The organism is Cupriavidus sp. CP313, assembly GCF_054072015.1.
This window is the reverse complement of record NZ_JBSVZB010000007.1, coordinates 30,005-47,718: the sequence shown is the minus strand read 5'-3', so window position 1 is coordinate 47,718 and position 17,714 is coordinate 30,005. Positions and strand designations below refer to the sequence as shown.

The window sequence follows — 17,714 nt, the reverse complement described above, 5'->3', positions numbered from 1 at the left end:
GTACAAAAATGGGCATCATGAACGACATCGCAGAAGCCACCAGCAGCGTGGCGCACCTGTTGCAGGTACAGAACGACCATCTCGACCGCCTCGAAGCCGAGTCGATCTACATCATCCGCGAGGTGGTGGCCGAGTGCCGCAACCCGGCGCTGCTGTTCTCGGGCGGCAAGGACTCGATCGTGATGCTGCACCTGGCGCTGAAGGCCTTCCGCCTGGGCGACCGCAAGATCGAGCTGCCGTTCCCGCTGGTGCATATCGACACCGGCCACAACTATCCGGAAGTGATCGCCTTCCGCGACCAGCGCGTGGCTGAGCTGGGCGCGCGCCTGGTGGTGGGCCATGTGGAAGACTCGATCAAGCGCGGCACCGTGCGCCTGCGCAAGGAAACCGATTCGCGCAACGCGGCCCAGGCCGTGACGCTGCTGGAAACCATCGGCGAGCACCAGTTCGACGCGCTGATGGGCGGCGCCCGCCGCGACGAAGAGAAGTCCCGCGCCAAGGAGCGTATCTTCTCGTTCCGCGACGAGTTCGGCCAGTGGGACCCCAAGGCCCAGCGCCCCGAACTGTGGAGCCTGTACAACGCCCGCATGGCGCAAGGCGAGCAGATGCGCGTGTTCCCGATCTCGAACTGGACCGAGCTGGACGTGTGGCAGTACATCGCCCGCGAAAAGCTGGTGCTGCCGCCGATCTACTACGCGCACCAGCGCGAAGTGGTGCGCAAGAGCGGCCTGCTGGTGCCGGTCACGCCGATCACGCCCAAGCAGGACGGCGATGTCAGCGAAGTGCTGTCGGTGCGCTTCCGCACCGTGGGCGACATCAGCTGCACCTGCCCGGTAGCCAGCGTTGCCGATTCGCCGGAAGCGATCATCGCCGAGACCGCGGTGACCGAGATCACCGAGCGCGGCGCCACCCGCATGGACGACCAGACGAGCGAAGCCTCGATGGAACGCCGCAAGAAGGAAGGCTACTTCTAAGCCGCACGCAGCAAAGGATCCAGACATGACTCACCAAGCATCCCACCAAGGCCTGCTGCGCTTCATCACCGCCGGCTCCGTCGACGACGGCAAGAGCACGCTGATCGGCCGCCTGCTGTATGACAGCAAGGCCGTGCTGTCCGACCAGCTGACCGCGCTGGCCAACGCCAAGAACAAGCGCACCGCCGGCGAGCAGATCGACTTCTCGCTGCTGACCGACGGCCTGGAGGCCGAGCGCGAGCAGGGCATCACCATCGACGTGGCCTACCGCTACTTCTCGACCGCGCGCCGCAAGTTCATCATCGCGGATACGCCGGGGCACGAGCAGTACACCCGCAACATGGTCACCGGCGCTTCGACCGCGGACGCGGCCATCGTGCTGGTCGATGCCACCCGCGTCACCGTCACCAACGGCCGTGCCGAGCTGCTGGCGCAGACCAAGCGCCACTCGGCGATCCTGAAGCTGCTGGAGATCCGGCACGTCATCGTCGCCATCAACAAGATGGACCTGGTCGACTACAGCGAACAGCGCTTCAACGAGATCCGCACCGCCTACACCGAACTGGCCGCCCAGCTCGGCCTGAAGGACGTGCGCTACGTGCCGGTGTCGGCGCTGCGCGGCGACAACATCGTGCATGAGAGCGATGCCATGGCCTGGTACCAGGGCGAGCCGCTGCTGCCGCTGCTGGAAGAGTTGCCGGTGGAAGAAGCCGCCCCGGAAGACGACGCCGCGCTGCGCTTCCCGGTGCAGCTGGTGATCCGCCAGGACGGTTCGCAGTCGGACGACTTCCGCGGCTATGCCGGCCGCATCGAAGCCGGCACCGTGCGCGTGGGCCAGAAGCTGCGCGTGCTGCCCGCCAACCGCGATGCCGTGGTGGCCGAAGTGCTGACGCCCAACGGCGCCGCCCAGTCCGCCAATGTCGGCGACACGGTCACCGTGCGACTGTCCGAGGACGTCGATGTATCACGCGGTGACATGTTCGTCGCCGCCGATGCCGCCACCGCGCCCGCCAAGAAGCTGCAGGCCGACCTGTGCTGGTTCGACGACGAGTCGCTGAACCCGGCGCGCAAGTACGTGCTCAAGCACACCACGGCCAGCGTGTTCGCGCGCGTGTCGGCGGTGGACCGCGTGCTGGACGTGCACACGCTGTCGCATGAGACCGGCCGCCACGATATCCGCCTGAACGACATCGGTTCGGTGCAGATCTCGCTGCAGAAGCCGATCGTGTGCGATGCCTACGGCGACAACCCGGCAACGGGCGCCTTCGTGCTGATCGACGAAGCGACCAACCACACGGTGGCCGCGGGCATGATCCGTGCGTTCTCCTGATCGGTAACGACAGGAAAGGGACCGGAGATGAACAAGCAGGCGCAGAAGACTTACGGCAAGGTGTTCCTCATCGGGGCAGGCCCCGGTGCGGCAGACCTCATTACGGTGCGTGGTGCACGGCTTTTGGGCGAAGCCCAGGTGGTGCTGCACGATGCACTGGTAGCGCCGGAGATGCTGGCCTGGTGTCCGCAGGCCGAGTTGGTCGAGGTGGGCAAGCGCTGCGGGCAGCGCTCCACCGCGCAGCTGTTCATCAACCGGCAGATCGTCGACCTGGCCAGCAAGTACGAACGCGTGGTGCGCCTGAAGGGCGGCGACCCGATGCTGTTCGGCCGCGCCGACGAGGAACTGCAGGCGCTGGAAGCCGCTGGCATCGAGTATGAAGTGGTGCCGGGCATCACTGCGGCGCTGGCGGCCGCTTCGGCGATCGGCAAGCCGCTGACCAAGCGGGGTGTGTCGCGCAGCGTGGCGTTTGCCACGCAGGCGAAGGCTGCGGATGGTGAGGGCTCGGCTGATATCGAAGCCGCGGTCAAGGCCGATACGCTGGTCTACTACATGGGCCGCGACCAGGCGGCGTCGATTGCCGCGCAGCTGATCGCGCATGGCAAGCCGGCGTCCACGCCGGCGTGGGTGGTGGAAGCCGCCAGCACGCCGCGGCAGCGTAGTCGTGAATTCACGTTGGGTCGGATGGCAGCGGGCGAGGCCGCGGCCTGGATCGATCCGGTGCAGCCGAGCCTGCTGATGATCGGGGCGGCGCTGGCTGCGCGGGCTACCGAAACGCCGCGCGAAGGCGTGGGCGAGACCGTCGTGCAGACGCCGCGCGCTGCCTGATCGCGCTGCGCACCACTAGAAAAAAAGCCCTGTATCGGCATGCCGGTACAGGGCTTTTGTCATGGAGGACCACGTTTCTGCTCAGGGCTGGCCGCTCGCGGGCAATGAGGCAACGCAGTACGCCGCCATCGCATCCAGCACTGCATCGGCCTCGCCTGCTGCCGTCGCGCAATGGATGCGCAGCCCGGGATGCGCTTGCCGGCATTGGTCGAGCAAGGCCGGCAGGTCGCGCCGCAGGTGGCCGCCCTGGCCAAGGAACACCGGCACCACAGTGGCGTCGGACACGCCGCGCGCTGCCAGGTCGGCGAGCGCGTCGGGCAGCGCGGGCGTCATCAGTTCCAGGAACGCCAGCCGCACCTCGCACCCGGGCAGGGCAGCGGCCACCTTCTGCTGCAGGCGGTCGAACGGCTCGCGCCAGCGCGCATCGCGCGCGCCATGCGCGAACAGGACCAGGGCCCGGGTGGGTGCAGTCATGGCAGCCCGCCCCTCAGTGCCGGTCCACCCAGCGCAGCGCCAGCAGCGCCACCATCAGGTAGAGCGTGCCTGGCACCAGTGCCGAGATGATCGGCGGCCAGGTATGCAGCAGGCCGACGTGCGAGAACAGCGTGTTCGCCAAGTGGAACGACAGCCCCAGCATGATGCCCCCGAACACCTTCACGCCGACGGCGCCGGCACGGGCGTGCAGGTAGGCGAAGGGCAGGGCCAGCGCCACCATCACGAACAGCGTCAGCGGGTAGATCACCTTCTTCCAGAAGGCGATCTCATAGCGCTGCGTGTCCTGCTTGTTGTCGCGCAGGTGGCGGATATAGCGGAACAGGTCCAGCGTCGACATCCGCTCAGGCGTCACCAGCAGCACCGACAGGATCTGCGGCGTCAGCTCGGAATGCATGGTCACGCGCGGGAACTTGACCTGCTCGGCGCGGAAGTCCGGGGCCAGCGCATCGCGTGCCGGCTTCGCCCCCTGTGCCGGGGGCGCCAGCTCGATGAAGCGGGTCTCGTTGACGCCCTGCAGCTCCCAGGACTGGCCACCCTGGTAGCGCCCCTCCTGCGCCACGCGGATCACGCGCAGGCGGTATTGCGGGTCGAACTCGTACATGGTGATGCCGGTGATGGTCTGGTCCGGCCGCAACCCCGCCACGTTGACGAAGCGGGTGATCTCGCCGCCGTCGGTGGCGGCATCCTTGTCGCGGTCCTTGACCCAGACGCCCGAACGGAAGCCCGACGACACGGTTGCGCCGATTGCCTCGAGCTTGATCTTCTGCGCGTACTGCTCGGCGCGGGGGCCGATGAACTCGCCGAAGATAAAGGTCACGATGGCCAGCGGCACCGCCAGCTTGAACAGCGAGAACAGCGCCTGGCGCGTGTTCAGGCCGGCCACGCGGAAGATGGTGTACTCGGACTGGCTGGCCAGTTGTGAGAAGACGTAGATCGCGCTGATCAGCACCGCGATCGGCAGCACCTCATACACCCGCGTGGGCGCCTGCAGCAGGACGTGGAACAGCGCGACCAGCGAGGTGTACTGGTTGTTGACGTTCTCGAGCTCGTTGAGCATGTCGAAGAACACGAACAGCGACAGCACCGCGAACAGGATAAAGGCGAACACGCCATAGACCAGCCGGCCGAAGTAGCGTTCATAGACGCGCAGGATCCTCATGCCCGGCCTCCGGTGGCCGCGGCATCGCGCTTGCGCAGGCCGAACACGGCGCGCCAGCCGCCCAGGCTGCGGTTCTGGCGGTAGCGGAACAGCACCAGCGCCCCCAGGAAGACCGCCAGGTGGATCGGCCACCACGCCAGCCAGAACGGGATCGCGCCCGAGCGCACCCAGGACTGCGACAGGTTGACCAGGTTGCTGTAGGTCAGGTAGATCAGCACCGCGAACACCAGCGGCGTGTAGCGGCCCAGGCGCGGGTTCACATAGGCCAGCGGGATCGCGATCATCACGAAGTTGAACGCCAGGATCGGCAGCGAGATGCGCCACACCAGCTCGCCCAGGTTTTCACGCGTGGGGTTGCGGATCAGCTCGATGGTGTCGCGGCTCTTGGGCGGCAGGCTGGCCTCGGACTCAGGCGGCTTGTTGTCCACCTTGACCGCGTAGCGTTCAAATTCAACGATGCGGTAGTCGATCTGGCCGGGCGTGCCCGAGTAGCGGCGGCCGTTTTCCATCACCACCAGGCGGTCGCCGTTGGGCGTGGTCTCGAACTTGCCCTGGTGCGCCAGCGCCACGCCGATCTTGTCGGCCTCTGAGTTGGCGACGAAGACATTGCGCGCATACTTCATGTCGGCATCCATGCCCTCGATGAACAGCACGTAGTTGGCCTTGGCCGGCTCGATAAAGCGCCCTGCGGCAATCATCGACATCACGCCGCGCTGCTCGAAGCGGTCGCGGAACAGCGCGCTCTGCTGGTTGGCCCAGGGCCAGGCAAACATGCCCAGCAGCAGCGCAAGCACGACGAAGGGTGCCGCGAACTGCAGCACCGGCTTGACCAGGTCGCGCAGCGAGATGCCGGCCGAGAACCACACCACCATCTCCGAGTCCTTGTACCAGCGCGTCAGCACGATCAGGGTGGAAATGAAGAGCGTGGCCGACAGCAGGATCGACAGGTAGCCGATGGTGGCCAGGCCGATCAGCATCAGCACGTCGTTGGGGCTGGCCTTGCCGTTGGCGGCCAGCCCCAGGATGCGGATCACGAGCGACGTGAGCATGAAGGTCAGCATCACCAGGAACACCGCCCCGGCGGTGTAGGCAAGCTCGCGTCGCAGGGCTTGTTGAAGGATCATGCGGGTTCGGTTCCGGGCTGCCGGCCGGAGCGGGCGATGTGCCGTGCGAAGTGCCTGGCAGAACAGCTGGCTGGCAGCACAGCATGCTGTCAGCGTGGCCGGGGCGCATCAGCGGCGGCAGGTCGCGGGATAAAAATCGCGGATAATGGAGGCTTTCGTGTCTAACGAGCCCCTGGAAGGAAGCGCGATGGAATTTAGCACAAAAGCCTTGGATTGGAGCAAAGCCGGCCAAAATGGTTTCCTGGCGACCAAGACCGACTGCCTGGTGGTCGGCCTGTTCGAAGGCCAGAACCTGGCCGGCGTGGCCAAGGCACTGGATGTGGCCACCAAGGGCCTGGTGGGGCGGCTGGTCAAGCAGGGCGACTTCGAGGGCAAGCGCGGCACCCAGCTGATGCTGCATGAGGTGGCCGGCGTGGGCGCCGCGCGCGTGCTGCTGGTGGGCCTGGGCAAGGAAGCCGATTTCAGCGACAAGGCCTTTGCCGACGCGGTCCGCACCGCCGTGCGTGCCTTGTCGGCCACGCGTGCGGCCTCGGCCCTGTGGTGCCTGGCGCAACAGGCGCCGCAGCAGCGCGATGTCACCTGGGGCGTGATCACCACCATCACGCTGGTGCGCGAAGCCGGCTATCGCCTGCTGGAGCGCCATCCGGGCCTGAAGCGCGCCAATGCCAACCCCAGGCCCAACGGCAACGACAAGTCCTCGCTGCGCAAGGTCGTGATCGCGGTCGACAGCGGCGATGCCCGCACCGCCACCCAGGCCGTGGTGCGCGGCACCGCCGTCGCCAACGGCATGGAGCTGACGCGCGACCTGGGCAACCTGCCGTCCAATATCTGCACGCCGACCTACCTGGCCAACACCGCCCGCGGCATTGCCAAGCGCCACAAGCTCAAGGCCGAGGTGCTGGGCCGCAAGCAGATCGAGGCCCTGAACATGGGGGCCTTCCTGGCCGTGACCAAGGGCAGCGAAGAGCCGCCGCAGTTCATCGTGCTGCGCTACGACGGCGCCGGCGCCAAGCAGGCCCCGGTGGTGCTGGTGGGCAAGGGCATCACCTTCGACACCGGCGGCATCTCGCTCAAGCCGGGCGAGGGCATGGACGAGATGAAGTACGACATGTGCGGCGCCGCCTCGGTGCTGGGCACGATCCAGGCCGTGGCCGAGATGGGCCTGAAGCTCAACCTCATCGCCGTGGTGCCGACCTGCGAGAACATGCCCAGCGGCATCGCCACCAAGCCGGGCGACGTGGTCACCAGCATGTCCGGCCAGACCATCGAGATCCTGAACACCGACGCCGAAGGCCGCCTGATCCTGTGCGACGCGCTGACCTACGTAGAGCGCTTCAAGCCGGCCGCGGTGATCGACGTGGCCACGCTGACGGGTGCCTGCATCATCGCGCTTGGCCACGTCAACAGCGGCCTGTACGCGCGCTCCGACGCGCTTGCCGATGCCCTGCTGCAGGCCGGCCGCCGCGCCATGGACACCGCCTGGCGCATGCCGCTGGACGACGAGTACCAGGACCAGCTCAAGTCCAACTTTGCCGACATGGGCAATATCGGCGGCCGCCCGGCCGGCAGCGTGACGGCGGCGTGTTTCCTGTCGCGCTTTGCCGAGAAGTACGACTGGGCCCACCTGGACATCGCCGGCACCGCCTGGAAGAGCGGCGCGGCCAAGGGGGCCACCGGCCGCCCGGTGCCGCTGCTGACGCAGTTCCTGATGGACCGCGCGGCCTGATGGCAGCGGCGGCAGGCAACAGAGGCAGCAAGGGTCCATGACGCGCATCGATTTCCACAGCAACGTGCCGGACGTGCTCGGCTATGTCTGCCGGCTGGTCCGCAAGGCCTACGGCGCCGGGCAGAAGGTGGTGATCCACGGGGCGCCGGCGCAGCTGGCGGACCTGGATGCGCGCCTGTGGACGTTCTCCGCGCTGGACTTCCTGCCGCATTGCGGGCTGGAAAGCCCCAATGCGGCGGTCACGCCGATCCTGCTGGCCGCCACCACCGAAGGCGTGCCGCACCACCAGCTGCTGATCAACCTGGCAGACCAGGCCCCGGCGCAGTTTGCCAGCTTCGAACGGCTGATCGAGGTGGTGGGCGCGGGCGATGCCGCGCGCGAGGCCGGCCGCCAGCGCTACCGCTTCTACCGCGAACGCGGCTATCCGCTGACGCACCACGACATCGGCCAGCCCAAGGGAGACGCCGCATGAGCGAACGCACCACCTCGCGGGTGATCCCGCGGCTCGATCCGAACGACAGCATCCCGCTGCTGACCGAGGTGTTCGAACTGCCGGATGCAGGGGCAGCAGCGCCGGCTGCCGCTTCGCAAGAGGGCGTAATCGATACCTTCGGCATGGCCGATTCGGGCCTGGTCATGCATGTCGGCGATACCGGCGACGCCGTGGCGGATGAGGGCGCCGCGCCGGCATCGGCGATGCCGGCAGATACCGGCGCCCCGGGCGAGGACGACCTGCGCGCCGTGCGCACCGAGTTGCTGACGCGCGTGATGATGCGCTTCCGCACCGAATGGCCGCAGGTAGTGGCGGCCCATACCGAAGCCACGCTGCAGTCGCGGCTGGCGCCGCTGACAGCGCAACTGGCCAGCGAGCTGACGCAGTCGCTGGAGGCGCGGCTGGTGGAATGGCTGGATGCGACGCTGGAGGAGATCGAGAAGACGCCGGGCGGGGATTGAGCCCGGGCGAGTCCTGACGGTAACCGGCAAAAAGCCTGCGATCTCTCGCAGGCTTTTTCGTTTTTTCATGGTCCGGACCCGGATCAGTCCGTCACCGCACCCTTGCTCGCCGTCGACGCCAGCTTCGAGAACTTCGCCAGTACCCCACGGGTATAACGCGGCGCAGGCTGTTTCCAGTTGGCGCGGCGCTTGGCCAGCTCTTCATCCGCCACGTTCAGCTGCAGCAGCAGCTTGTGCGCATCGATGGTGATCGAATCCCCTTCCTGCACCAGCGCAATAGTGCCGCCCACATACGCTTCCGGCGCCACGTGGCCGACCACCATGCCCCAGGTGCCACCCGAGAAGCGCCCGTCGGTAATAAAGCCGACCGACTCGCCCAGGCCCTTGCCGATGATGGCCGAGGTCGGGGCCAGCATTTCCGGCATGCCGGGGCCGCCCTTGGGGCCCAGGTAGCGCAGCACCAGGATGTCGCCGGCGTTGATCTTGTCGGCCAGGATGGCTTCCATCGCGCTTTGCTCGTCCTCGAACACGCGCGCCGGGCCGGTGATGACCGGGTGCTTCAGGCCGGAGATCTTGGCGACCGCGCCTTCTTCGGCCAGGTTGCCCTTCAGGATGGCCAGGTGGCCCTCCTTGTACAGCGCCTTCTCGATCGGCAGGATCACGTCCTGGTCGGCGCGCGGGGTGTCGGGCACGTTTTCCAGCTCTTCAGCCAGCGTGCGGCCGGTGATGGTCAGGCAGTCGCCGTGCAAGAGGCCCGCCTTGAGCAGGATCTTCATCACCTGCGGGATGCCGCCGGCGCGGTGCAGGTCGGTGGCCACGTACTGGCCCGACGGCTTCAGGTTGCAGATCACCGGCACCTTGCGGCGGATGCGCTCGAAGTCGTCGATGGTCCATTCCACCTCGGCGGCGTGGGCGATGGCCAGGTAGTGCAGCACGGCGTTGGTCGAGCCGCCCGTGGCCATGATCAGCGCCACCGCGTTCTCGATCGACTTGCGCGTGATGATGTCGCGCGGCTTGATGTCCTGCTTGACGGCTTCCACCAGCACGCGGGCCGATTCGGCGGCGCTGTCGACCTTTTCCTGGTCCGGGTTGGCCATGGTCGACGAGTACAGCAGCGACATGCCCAGCGCCTCGAACGACGAGCTCATGGTGTTGGCGGTGTACATGCCGCCGCACGAGCCGGTGGAGGGGCAGGCGTTCTTTTCTATGCCCTCGAAGTCTTCCTCGCTCATGCGCCCGGCGGTGAATTCGCCCACGGCCTCGAACGACGACACGATGGTCAGGTCCTTGCCCTTCCAGTTGCCCGGCTTGATGGTGCCGCCGTAGACGTAGATGCCCGGCACGTTGGTGCGCGCCAGCGCGATCATGCCGCCCGGCATGTTCTTGTCGCAGCCGCCGATCACGACCACGCCGTCCATCCACTGGCCCTGCGCGGCGGTCTCGATGCAGTCGGCGATGACTTCACGCGAGATCAGCGAGTACTTCATGCCCTCGGTGCCCATCGACATGCCGTCCGAGATGGTCGGGGTGCCGAACACCTGCGGGTTGGCGCCGGACGCCTTGATGGCGTCGATGGCGGCATCGGCCAGGCGCTGCAGGCCGGCGTTGCAGGGGGTGATGGTCGAGTGGCCGTTGGCGATGCCCACCATCGGCTTGTCGAAGTCTTCCTTCTGGTAGCCGAGTGCGTAGTACATCGAACGGTTGGGCGAACGCGCCACGCCTTGCGTGATGTTCTGCGAGCGTTTGTTGAATGCCATGGTGGGGAATCTCCGGGGGATCTTCAGTGCCGCTCCGCGCCGCGCCCGAAGGCCTGGATGCACGAACACACGGCGGCGATGTTGTGGGCCAAAGAATGACGCTTGCGTTTTGGAGTGTCAAATATATTATTTGACCTTTATTGAGTCGAAAAACATATCAGGAGGGCGTTTGGACCTGCGTCAGTTGCGTTACTTCGTCACAGTGGCGGAAGAGTTGCATTTCGGCCGCGCGGCAGGGCGCCTGTCGATGACGCAGCCGCCCTTGTCGCAGCAAATCCAGGCGCTGGAAGAGGAAATCGGCGTGCAGCTGTTCGTGCGCACGCGGCGCTCGGTGGCGCTGACGCCGGCTGGCCAGCAGTGGCTGCCCGAGGTACGGCGCGTGCTGGCCGATGCCGCAGCGCTGCCCGGGCTGGCGCAGCGGCTGGCGCGGGGGGAGGTGGGGTCGCTGTCGCTGGCCTTTGTCAGCACCGCCGACTACGGCATCCTGCCCGACCTGTTGCGGCGCTTTCGCGCCCGTCACCCGGAGGTGCAGCTGCAGTTGCGCGAGGCCACCAGCGACGTGCAGCTCGAGGCGTTGATGGAGGGGGCGATCGACGCCGGCCTGGTGATCCGGCCGCAGCTGCCGGCCATGCCGCACGGGCTGGCCTACCTGCCGCTGGTGAGCGAGCCGCTGGTGCTGGCCGTGCCCGACGGCTGGCGGCCGGCGGGCGGGGTGCTGGCGGGCGACGGCACGGTCTCGCTGCGCGAGGCGGCCCATGAACCGCTGATCATCTTCCCGCGCCGAAGCGCGCCGGCGTTTTATGACATCATTACGGGCTACTATGCGCGCGAGGGCCTGGTGCCCGTGATTGCGCAGGAAGCCATCCAGATGCAGACCATTGTCAGCCTGGTGTCGGCGGGCATGGGCGTGGCGCTGGTGCCGGCGTCGCTGTGCAACCTTCGCCGCACCGGGGTGTCGTACCTGGCGCTGCGCGAGACCGGCCCGCAGATCGAGACCGGGCTGGTCTGGCGCGACGGCGCGTCCGCCGGCGTGGCGCCGGTGCTGCGCTCATTCATCGATATTGCGACCGCGCTTGCACAAGAAGCCGGTGCAGCCGGCCACTGACAATACGCAGGCCGCGGCCTTTACAACCTCCATTCACGCCAACATGCTGATTCATCCCCAGTTCGACCCGGTTGCCATCCACCTTGGCCCACTTGCCATCCGCTGGTACGGGCTGATGTACCTGGCCGGGTTCATCATGTTCCTGGGCTTCGGGCGCCTGCGCATCCGCCAGCCGCATATCGCGGCCAAGGGCTGGACCACGCGCGACCTGGACGACATGCTGTTCTTCGGCGTGCTGGGCGTGATCCTGGGCGGGCGGCTGGGCTATGTGCTGTTCTACAAGCCGTCGTACTACCTGGCCCATCCGCTCGAGATCCTCAAGGTGTGGGAAGGCGGCATGGCCTTCCATGGCGGCTTCCTGGGCGTGATCGTGGCGATGTGGCTGTTCGGCAAACTGCGCCGGCGCCACTGGATGGAGGTGACCGACTTCATCGCGCCGATGATCCCGTGCGGGCTGGCCGCCGGGCGCATCGGCAACTTCATCAACGGCGAGCTGTGGGGCCGCGCCACCGACCTGCCGTGGGGCATGATCTTCCCGCAGGCGGGCGACAACATCCCGCGCCATCCGTCGCAGCTGTACCAGTTTGCCGGCGAGGGCGTGGCGCTGTTCATCATCCTGTGGCTGTTCGCGCGCAAGCCGCGGCCGATGGGCGCGGTGTCGGGGGTATTCCTGATCGGCTATGGTGCCTTCCGCTTTGCCGCGGAATTCGCGCGCGAGCCCGACAACTTCCTGGGCCTGCTGGCGCTGAAGCTGTCGATGGGCCAGTGGCTGAGCCTGCCGATGATCCTGGCCGGCATCGCCATGGTGGTCTGGGCCTACCGGCGCCAGCCCGGCGCCGGCGCATCGCAGCCGGCGGCCTAAGAACCCGTCCGCGCTATTTGCCGGCGCGGCGCAAGGCGTCGATGCGCGCCTGCGTTTGCGGGTGGGTCGACATGAAGTCCTGGCCGCGTTCCGGCTCGGCGTCCGACGCCGCACCGCGCCGGTGGTCCAGCCTGACCAGCACATCGGCCAGCGCCGCGGGCGGCAGGCCGTTGCGCTGCATGACCTCGATCGCAAAGGCGTCGGCCTCGCGCTCGTGGTCGCGTGAATAGCGCAGCGTCAGGATGGCGGCCGGCACCCCGGCCAGCACCGTCGAGATATCCCCGAACAGGTAGGCCGACAGCGCCGCCAGCGCCGACCCCTGGATCACCTGCTGCAAGCCGTGCCGGTTGGCGACATGGCCGGCTTCATGGGCCAGCACGCCCATCATGCCGGGACCGGTGCCGGCCAGGCTGACCAGCTCGTCGGTAACCACGATGGTGCCGCCCGGCAGCGCCAGCGCATTGGCGCCGATCTCGCCGCCCTGGCGGAACAGGATCTGGTAATCGTGGCCGGCATCGCGCGGCCGCTTCAGCGCCGCGAAGGCCGAGCGGATGCGTTGCTGCTCGGCGGGCGGCAGCTGCGTCGGCTTGACCATGCCGTTGTCCAGGCTCGCCAGCGTCAGCTTGCCGAGATGGGCCTCTACCTCGGGCGGCACCGCGCGCGCCATCATGCCGGCGCCCCACGGCAGCAGCACGTAATAGCCCAGCACCAGCACCGCCACCAGCGCCGCCACGGCAAGGCCGGCCAGGCGCCAGCTGTTCTGCGCGCGCGCCACCAGGCTGTCGCGATGGCCGGTGGCGGCCAGCATGTGGTCGAAGGCGGCGTGGTCGGTGATCTCGCAGAAGGCGCCGTCGGCAAAGGTGACCAGCCGCGGCGCGCGGCGCACGCGCTCGGACACGCGTACGTCCGACAGCGGCGCGCGCCGCAGCTCGGCGCCGGATTCGTCGCGCAGCACGGCCTGCTGCGCCTCAACGGCCAGCGTGGCCGGATACGCGCGCGACGAGCGGCCATCGAAGAAGGTGACTGGGATCATGGTGCGGGCCGGGTCAGCGCACGGCGCGCTCAGAGCGCGATGTCGATGTCGTACCAGTCTACTGCCGCATCGCCCAGCGCACCCACTTGCTGCGCCTCGCCGGCCACGAAGGTGTCGAGCGGGCCCGCCGCCAGCATGGTCACGCATTCGAGCCGGTAGCGCGCCGAACGCACCCGCGCGAACGGCAGGTACAGGCCCAGCGTCAGCGCGATGGCGATCAGGTTGGTGACGAAGATAAAGACCATGCGGCCGGCCCCCACCTCGCTGCGGAACGCATGCGGCGCCAGCGTGGTGTGGCTCCACACGACATTCTGCAAGCGCGCCATCACGTAAGGGCTGACGGCCAGCAGCGCCAGGTAGAAACCGCCCACGCCGATGCCGAACGACAGCATCATGCCCGCCTTGCCCGACGCGGTCGCGCCCAGCACGAAGCCGGCCAGCGCCGCGGCCGCCACCAGCGCGACCATCATGCCGAAGGCGCGCAGGTAGACGCCGTAGAAATTGCCCGCGCCGGCGTGGAAGGCAAACGGTGCGGTACCGAAGCGGGTGTGGTTGTGCTGGTAGCGCTTGAAGCGCTGGTGCGCCAGCGGCCCCAGCAGGCCCAGCGTGGCCACTGCGGCCAGCGGCCACAGCACGAACACCTTGTAGGCATCGGCATTGCCGCCGGTGAATGCGAAGCGCAGGCCGCGGTAGCTGGAGTTGGCCATGCGGAAACGCAACGAGCGCACCAGCAACAGGGGGAACACCGCCAGCAGCGCCACCAGCATCGCCAGCGCAAGGAAGGGCGAGACCGTGGAAGCGATCTGGAAGGCGAACACCAGCGCGAACACGATGGCGCGGCCCTTCAGGATGGCGGACGGCTTGCCGTGGTAGTCAAAACTCGCGCCGTCGAGCCGCGTGTTGCGATAGAAATACTGCAGCGTGCGCACCTTGGCCCAGGCCGAATAAATGCCGAAGGTGACGATGGTCAGCAGTGCATTGACGATCCAGATACGGAAGTACTCCGAACCCGATCCGGTAAAGGACAGGCCCAGCGGCCGCGGCACGGCGTAGCGCGGCTCGGCAGGCGCCGGCGTCTCGTTTGCCGGGGTGCCGGCCAGGGTGAAATCGCTGCCAGCTTGCATGGCGGAACTCCAGTTTGTGTGGAAAGCGACAGTCAGGATTGCGGCCTCGACCGCAGTTTCAGGAATGCAACCACTTTAGTCAGGGCATTTGCGGCGATGCGCTCACATTCTCGCACTGATAAATAGCGGTCACGGCACAATCTGCATATGCCATTGCCGCCAGGCGGGCGGGTGCACAAAAAAATGTGGGAAAACCCTCGTAACACTCTAGAAACATCCTGTTACACTAGACGTATTCTGTAACAACTTCCGAATGCGTGTTGCCAATGAAATCAGGGACTTAGTCCCGCTGGCACGTAAATCGCTATCTTGATTGTTACAAAGATGAGCGGCAAGCCACAGCCGCCAACGGAAGTGCCAGGGAGGGAGTGACGGCTGACAGGCCGCACTTGCCGGCACTTCACGTACAGCCAGGGCGACGGGAAAATCCGCGCGTCAAGCGCGTTTCAAAGGGGGGCGCAGGGCCAGCGCCGGCAATCCATGGACCCACGCGGCGGATACTTTTGAAAGTACCCGCCGACGATGAAAAGCAGTACTGCAGTATTTTCAGGCGCGGGCGTTTCCTTGCAGGGAGGCATGGAAACGCCCGCCGCACCTCATATCGCACCCCACGCCGCACCCCACGCCGCACCCCACGCCGCACCCCACGCCGCACCCCACAGACCGCACCTCGCCGGTCATCCACCAGACTCAATCGCTCCAGCTTGTTTGCAGCGCAGCATCGAAATCCCTTGTATCGTTCGCGTCCTAATCCATAATTATGAATTATGGCTAGCGGGGCGCATCTGCGCTGGGCGATGCCAGACCGTGACCGGGACGCATCGGTCACGCCATCCGACCCGGGGGAAGCATGCGCATCGTCCAGCAGGCGTTGTACCTGGAAGTGGCAGACCGGCTGCGCGCCATGATCGACGCGCATACGCTGGTGCCCGGTGCATGGATCGACGAGAGCGCGATGGCCGAAACGCTGGGCATCTCGCGCACGCCGCTGCGCGAAGCGCTCAAGGTGCTGGCCGCCGAAGGCCTGGTGCGGCTGGAGCCGCGCCGCGGCTGCTTCGTCAATGAACTGTCCGAGCAGGACCTGGACGAGATCTTCCCGCTGATGGCACTGCTGGAAGGGCGCTGCGCCTACGAGGCCGCGCGCAACGCCACGCGCGCCGACCTGGATGCGCTGGACGGCCTGCATGCCGACCTGGCGCGCTACGCGCAGGCGGGCGAAATCGACGCCTACTACGAAACCAACTTCCAGATCCACGAATCGATCCAGCGGCTGGCCGGCAACCGCTGGCTGTCGGGCCTGATCAGCGACCTGCGCAAGGTGCTGCGGCTGTCGCGCCACAAGAGCCTGAAGCTGCCGGGCCGGATCCAGGAATCCTGCACCGAGCACCTGTCCGTGTTCGCCGCGCTCAAGGCCCGCGACCCCGAAGGCGCCGAGGCGATGATGAAGACCCACCTGCTGCGCCAGCGCGCGGCGCTCAAGACGCTGGATGCCGGTGCCACCGCCGGGGCGGCCGAGACCCAGGCCGTGCGCGCGCCACCGGTGCTGCGCGTGGCCGGCGGCGAGGAGTAGCCGCGGCGCCGCAACCCTAGTCCGATGTTTTCCCCACGTTCCGATCGATGCATCAAGGCAGGTACCGCATGAATTCCTTCGACACGGGTGACCAGAAGATCAGTGCGCCGCTGGGCGAGAGCGAGCCGGCAGGTTCGAAGTTTCTGTCGCGGCTGGGCCGCTGGTGGGGACGCAAGGGCGAGGGCGACGCCAAGGCCAGCCCCAAGGCCGCCGCCGCCACGCCGGCCGACGGCGAGGCGCCGCTGCCGCCGCGCGCGGTGCGCCGCCAGCGCGAGCAGCTGCGGCTTTGCTTCGACGCGCGCCTGACCGATGGCGCCGCCAATGCCGCCGCGCAGGCGTGGCAGGCCGAGTATGAAGCCGCCGGCGAGGCCACCCGGCGCGGCATGCTGGCGGTGCTGGCCGAAGTCGCCAGCAGTAGCGGCAGCAAGGGCAGCGAAGACGCCGGGGCCGACGGCGACAAGGGCGCGCGCGCCGCCCGCGCGCAGGCCGCGCCTTCGGGCCTGGCCCAGGCCCTGTCCAATGCGCGCATCCGCTTCTTCAAGCGGCTGGCCGCGCTGCATGGCCAGCGCGGCAGCAGCGCCTGCGGCCTGCACTTCCTGATCCAGCTGCGCGCCGACATGCTGCGCTGGCAGCGCCGCATGCCGGGCCTGCGCCCGCTTGACGACGACCTCGAGGCGCTGTTTTCCAACTGGTTCGACGTGGGCCTGCTGGAACTGCAGCCGATCACGTGGGATTCGCCGGCATCGCTGCTGGAAAAGCTGATCCGCTACGAGGCCGTGCATGAGATCGCCTCATGGACCGACCTGCGCAACCGCCTCGATTCCGACCGCCGCTGCTATGCGTTCTTCCACCCGCGCATCCCGCGCGAGCCGCTGATCTTCGTCGAGGTGGCATTCGCGCCGGAGATGGCGGCCAATGTCCATACATTGCTGGATGAAGCCGCGCCGCTGGAAGACTTGCGTCGCGTCAAGTGGGCCATTTTCTATTCGATCAGCAATACGCAGGCGGGCCTGCGCGGCGTGAGCTTCGGCAACTTCCTGCTCAAGCGTGTGATCGAGGAGGTCCAGCGTGAATTCCCAAAAGTGAATCAGTTCGCCACGCTCTCGCCGATCCCCGGGTTTGCCGACTGGCTGCGCAAGCAGGATGGCGATGCCATTGCGCGCGTGCTGGGCGACAAGCGCCTGGCGCGCTGGAGCGAGCGCCACGGCAAGGCGCCCGCGGACGGCGCAGGGTGGCTGGAGGCGCTGGTGCCGGATGCCGCCGATACCGTGATCCGCGATACCGCCATGACCCTGGGCGCGCATTTCCTGGTGCGCGAACGCAACCAGTCGATGCCGGCCGACCCGGTGGCGCGCTTCCACCTGGGCAACGGGGCCTGCGTGGAGCGGCTGAACTGGGGCGCCGACCTGTCGCGCAAAGGCCGCAGCCAGAGCTGCGGCATGATGGTCAACTATCTTTACGTGCCTGAGGCGCTGGATGACAATCTGGCACGCCTGGGCGCCGGCAACCCGCGCATGAGCCGTAGCGTCGGGAAGCTGCTGTGACCCTGGTCTGGTCACGGGGGTCGCCCCCCGCACCCGCGGCGCCTAGCGCGCCGCGTTTTCTTGTCGGGACCTGAGCAGTAACTTCACGCCGCGGCGGTGTCGCGCGGCCATCAGATTGACTTTCCGCAG

16 protein-coding genes are annotated in these 17,714 nt (G+C 67.4%); 10 read left to right on the top strand and 6 right to left on the bottom strand.

The window, feature by feature from the left end:
* Positions 1 to 8: 8 nt before the first annotated feature.
* The 3 genes from cysD to cobA are packed head-to-tail and all read left to right on the top strand — an operon-like array spanning position 9 to position 3,132.
* The gene (cysD, locus tag ACW4E8_RS12355) at positions 9 to 974 is read left to right on the top strand and encodes a sulfate adenylyltransferase subunit CysD (protein ID WP_456804782.1); all 966 of its coding nucleotides are present in this window, start codon (positions 9 to 11) and stop codon (positions 972 to 974) included.
* Positions 975 to 999: 25 nt separating this feature from the next.
* The gene (locus ACW4E8_RS12350; protein WP_456804781.1) at positions 1,000 to 2,304 is read left to right on the top strand and encodes a sulfate adenylyltransferase subunit 1; all 1,305 of its coding nucleotides are present in this window, start codon (positions 1,000 to 1,002) and stop codon (positions 2,302 to 2,304) included.
* Between the two features lie 27 nt (positions 2,305 to 2,331).
* The gene (gene cobA, locus ACW4E8_RS12345; protein ID WP_456804780.1) at positions 2,332 to 3,132 is read left to right on the top strand and encodes a uroporphyrinogen-III C-methyltransferase; all 801 of its coding nucleotides are present in this window, start codon (positions 2,332 to 2,334) and stop codon (positions 3,130 to 3,132) included.
* An 81-nt stretch (positions 3,133 to 3,213) separates the two neighbouring features.
* Here cobA and ACW4E8_RS12340 read toward each other — a convergent pair whose 3' ends face one another.
* The 3 genes from ACW4E8_RS12340 to lptF are packed head-to-tail and all read right to left on the bottom strand — an operon-like array spanning position 3,214 to position 5,910.
* A complete protein-coding gene (locus ACW4E8_RS12340) occupies positions 3,214 to 3,606 on the bottom strand; it encodes a sirohydrochlorin chelatase (RefSeq protein ID WP_456804779.1) in 393 nt (130 codons plus the stop codon).
* A 13-nt stretch (positions 3,607 to 3,619) separates the two neighbouring features.
* Positions 3,620 to 4,786 (bottom strand): LPS export ABC transporter permease LptG, encoded by a 1,167-nt coding sequence (gene lptG / locus ACW4E8_RS12335; protein ID WP_456804778.1) that lies wholly within the window; start codon positions 4,784 to 4,786, stop codon positions 3,620 to 3,622.
* Complete coding sequence (gene lptF, locus ACW4E8_RS12330) at positions 4,783 to 5,910, bottom strand: LPS export ABC transporter permease LptF (RefSeq protein WP_456804777.1); 1,128 nt, start codon at positions 5,908 to 5,910, stop codon at positions 4,783 to 4,785. The genes lptG and lptF overlap by 4 nt, the downstream gene beginning before the upstream one ends.
* 187 nt (positions 5,911 to 6,097) lie before the next feature.
* On the opposite strand from lptF, the gene ACW4E8_RS12325 reads away from it, so the two are divergent.
* Genes ACW4E8_RS12325 through ACW4E8_RS12315 form a run of 3 tightly spaced genes read left to right on the top strand, consistent with a single transcriptional unit; the run spans position 6,098 to position 8,590 of the window.
* Complete coding sequence (locus ACW4E8_RS12325) at positions 6,098 to 7,636, top strand: leucyl aminopeptidase (protein ID WP_456804776.1); 1,539 nt, start codon at positions 6,098 to 6,100, stop codon at positions 7,634 to 7,636.
* Positions 7,637 to 7,673: 37 nt separating this feature from the next.
* On the top strand, positions 7,674 to 8,108 hold the full coding sequence (locus tag ACW4E8_RS12320; protein WP_010814936.1) for a DNA polymerase III subunit chi: 435 nt from the start codon (positions 7,674 to 7,676) through the stop codon (positions 8,106 to 8,108).
* Positions 8,105 to 8,590 carry a hypothetical protein gene (locus ACW4E8_RS12315; RefSeq protein ID WP_316151256.1) on the top strand — a complete coding sequence of 162 codons (486 nt, stop codon included), beginning with the start codon at positions 8,105 to 8,107 and terminating at the stop codon, positions 8,588 to 8,590. The genes ACW4E8_RS12320 and ACW4E8_RS12315 overlap by 4 nt, the downstream gene beginning before the upstream one ends.
* 83 nt (positions 8,591 to 8,673) lie before the next feature.
* Here ACW4E8_RS12315 and ilvD read toward each other — a convergent pair whose 3' ends face one another.
* Entirely contained in the window at positions 8,674 to 10,347 is a 1,674-nt protein-coding gene (gene ilvD / locus ACW4E8_RS12310; RefSeq protein ID WP_456804775.1) for a dihydroxy-acid dehydratase, read from the bottom strand.
* A gap of 169 nt (positions 10,348 to 10,516) precedes the next feature.
* Between ilvD and ACW4E8_RS12305 the strand changes: the two genes are divergently transcribed.
* Both ACW4E8_RS12305 and lgt read left to right on the top strand, forming a co-directional pair.
* Positions 10,517 to 11,452 (top strand): LysR family transcriptional regulator, encoded by a 936-nt coding sequence (locus tag ACW4E8_RS12305; RefSeq protein WP_456804774.1) that lies wholly within the window; start codon positions 10,517 to 10,519, stop codon positions 11,450 to 11,452.
* Between the two features lie 43 nt (positions 11,453 to 11,495).
* On the top strand, positions 11,496 to 12,314 hold the full coding sequence (gene lgt, locus ACW4E8_RS12300; RefSeq protein WP_013957819.1) for a prolipoprotein diacylglyceryl transferase: 819 nt from the start codon (positions 11,496 to 11,498) through the stop codon (positions 12,312 to 12,314).
* Positions 12,315 to 12,327: 13 nt separating this feature from the next.
* On the opposite strand, the gene ACW4E8_RS12295 is transcribed toward lgt, so the two are convergent.
* Both ACW4E8_RS12295 and ACW4E8_RS12290 read right to left on the bottom strand, forming a co-directional pair.
* Complete coding sequence (locus tag ACW4E8_RS12295) at positions 12,328 to 13,347, bottom strand: M48 family metallopeptidase (RefSeq protein WP_456804773.1); 1,020 nt, start codon at positions 13,345 to 13,347, stop codon at positions 12,328 to 12,330.
* 29 nt (positions 13,348 to 13,376) lie between these two features.
* Positions 13,377 to 14,471 (bottom strand): YjgN family protein, encoded by a 1,095-nt coding sequence (locus ACW4E8_RS12290; protein WP_456804772.1) that lies wholly within the window; start codon positions 14,469 to 14,471, stop codon positions 13,377 to 13,379.
* An 850-nt stretch (positions 14,472 to 15,321) separates the two neighbouring features.
* On the opposite strand from ACW4E8_RS12290, the gene ACW4E8_RS12285 reads away from it, so the two are divergent.
* On the top strand, positions 15,322 to 16,041 hold the full coding sequence (locus ACW4E8_RS12285) for a GntR family transcriptional regulator (RefSeq protein WP_456804771.1): 720 nt from the start codon (positions 15,322 to 15,324) through the stop codon (positions 16,039 to 16,041).
* Between the two features lie 68 nt (positions 16,042 to 16,109).
* A complete protein-coding gene (locus tag ACW4E8_RS12280; protein WP_456804770.1) occupies positions 16,110 to 17,585 on the top strand; it encodes a malonyl-CoA decarboxylase domain-containing protein in 1,476 nt (491 codons plus the stop codon).
* The last annotated feature ends 129 nt before the right edge of the window (positions 17,586 to 17,714 follow it).

Excerpts from the sequence above, each read along its gene's own strand:
- lptF (WP_456804777.1), bottom strand. The coding sequence starts at position 5,910 with ATGATCCTTCAACAAGCCCTGCGACGCGAGCTTGCCTACACCGCCGGG.
- ACW4E8_RS12340 (WP_456804779.1), bottom strand. The coding sequence starts at position 3,606 with ATGACTGCACCCACCCGGGCCCTGGTCCTGTTCGCGCATGGCGCGCGC.
- lptG (WP_456804778.1), bottom strand. The coding sequence starts at position 4,786 with ATGAGGATCCTGCGCGTCTATGAACGCTACTTCGGCCGGCTGGTCTAT.
- ACW4E8_RS12295 (WP_456804773.1), bottom strand. The coding sequence starts at position 13,347 with ATGATCCCAGTCACCTTCTTCGATGGCCGCTCGTCGCGCGCGTATCCG.
- ACW4E8_RS12325 (WP_456804776.1), top strand. The coding sequence starts at position 6,098 with ATGGAATTTAGCACAAAAGCCTTGGATTGGAGCAAAGCCGGCCAAAAT.
- ACW4E8_RS12290 (WP_456804772.1), bottom strand. The coding sequence starts at position 14,471 with ATGCAAGCTGGCAGCGATTTCACCCTGGCCGGCACCCCGGCAAACGAG.
- ACW4E8_RS12320 (WP_010814936.1), top strand. The coding sequence starts at position 7,674 with ATGACGCGCATCGATTTCCACAGCAACGTGCCGGACGTGCTCGGCTAT.
- lgt (WP_013957819.1), top strand. The coding sequence starts at position 11,496 with ATGCTGATTCATCCCCAGTTCGACCCGGTTGCCATCCACCTTGGCCCA.
- ilvD (WP_456804775.1), bottom strand. The coding sequence starts at position 10,347 with ATGGCATTCAACAAACGCTCGCAGAACATCACGCAAGGCGTGGCGCGT.
- ACW4E8_RS12315 (WP_316151256.1), top strand. The coding sequence starts at position 8,105 with ATGAGCGAACGCACCACCTCGCGGGTGATCCCGCGGCTCGATCCGAAC.
- ACW4E8_RS12280 (WP_456804770.1), top strand. The coding sequence starts at position 16,110 with ATGAATTCCTTCGACACGGGTGACCAGAAGATCAGTGCGCCGCTGGGC.
- ACW4E8_RS12350 (WP_456804781.1), top strand. The coding sequence starts at position 1,000 with ATGACTCACCAAGCATCCCACCAAGGCCTGCTGCGCTTCATCACCGCC.
- cysD (WP_456804782.1), top strand. The coding sequence starts at position 9 with ATGGGCATCATGAACGACATCGCAGAAGCCACCAGCAGCGTGGCGCAC.
- ACW4E8_RS12285 (WP_456804771.1), top strand. The coding sequence starts at position 15,322 with ATGCGCATCGTCCAGCAGGCGTTGTACCTGGAAGTGGCAGACCGGCTG.
- cobA (WP_456804780.1), top strand. The coding sequence starts at position 2,332 with ATGAACAAGCAGGCGCAGAAGACTTACGGCAAGGTGTTCCTCATCGGG.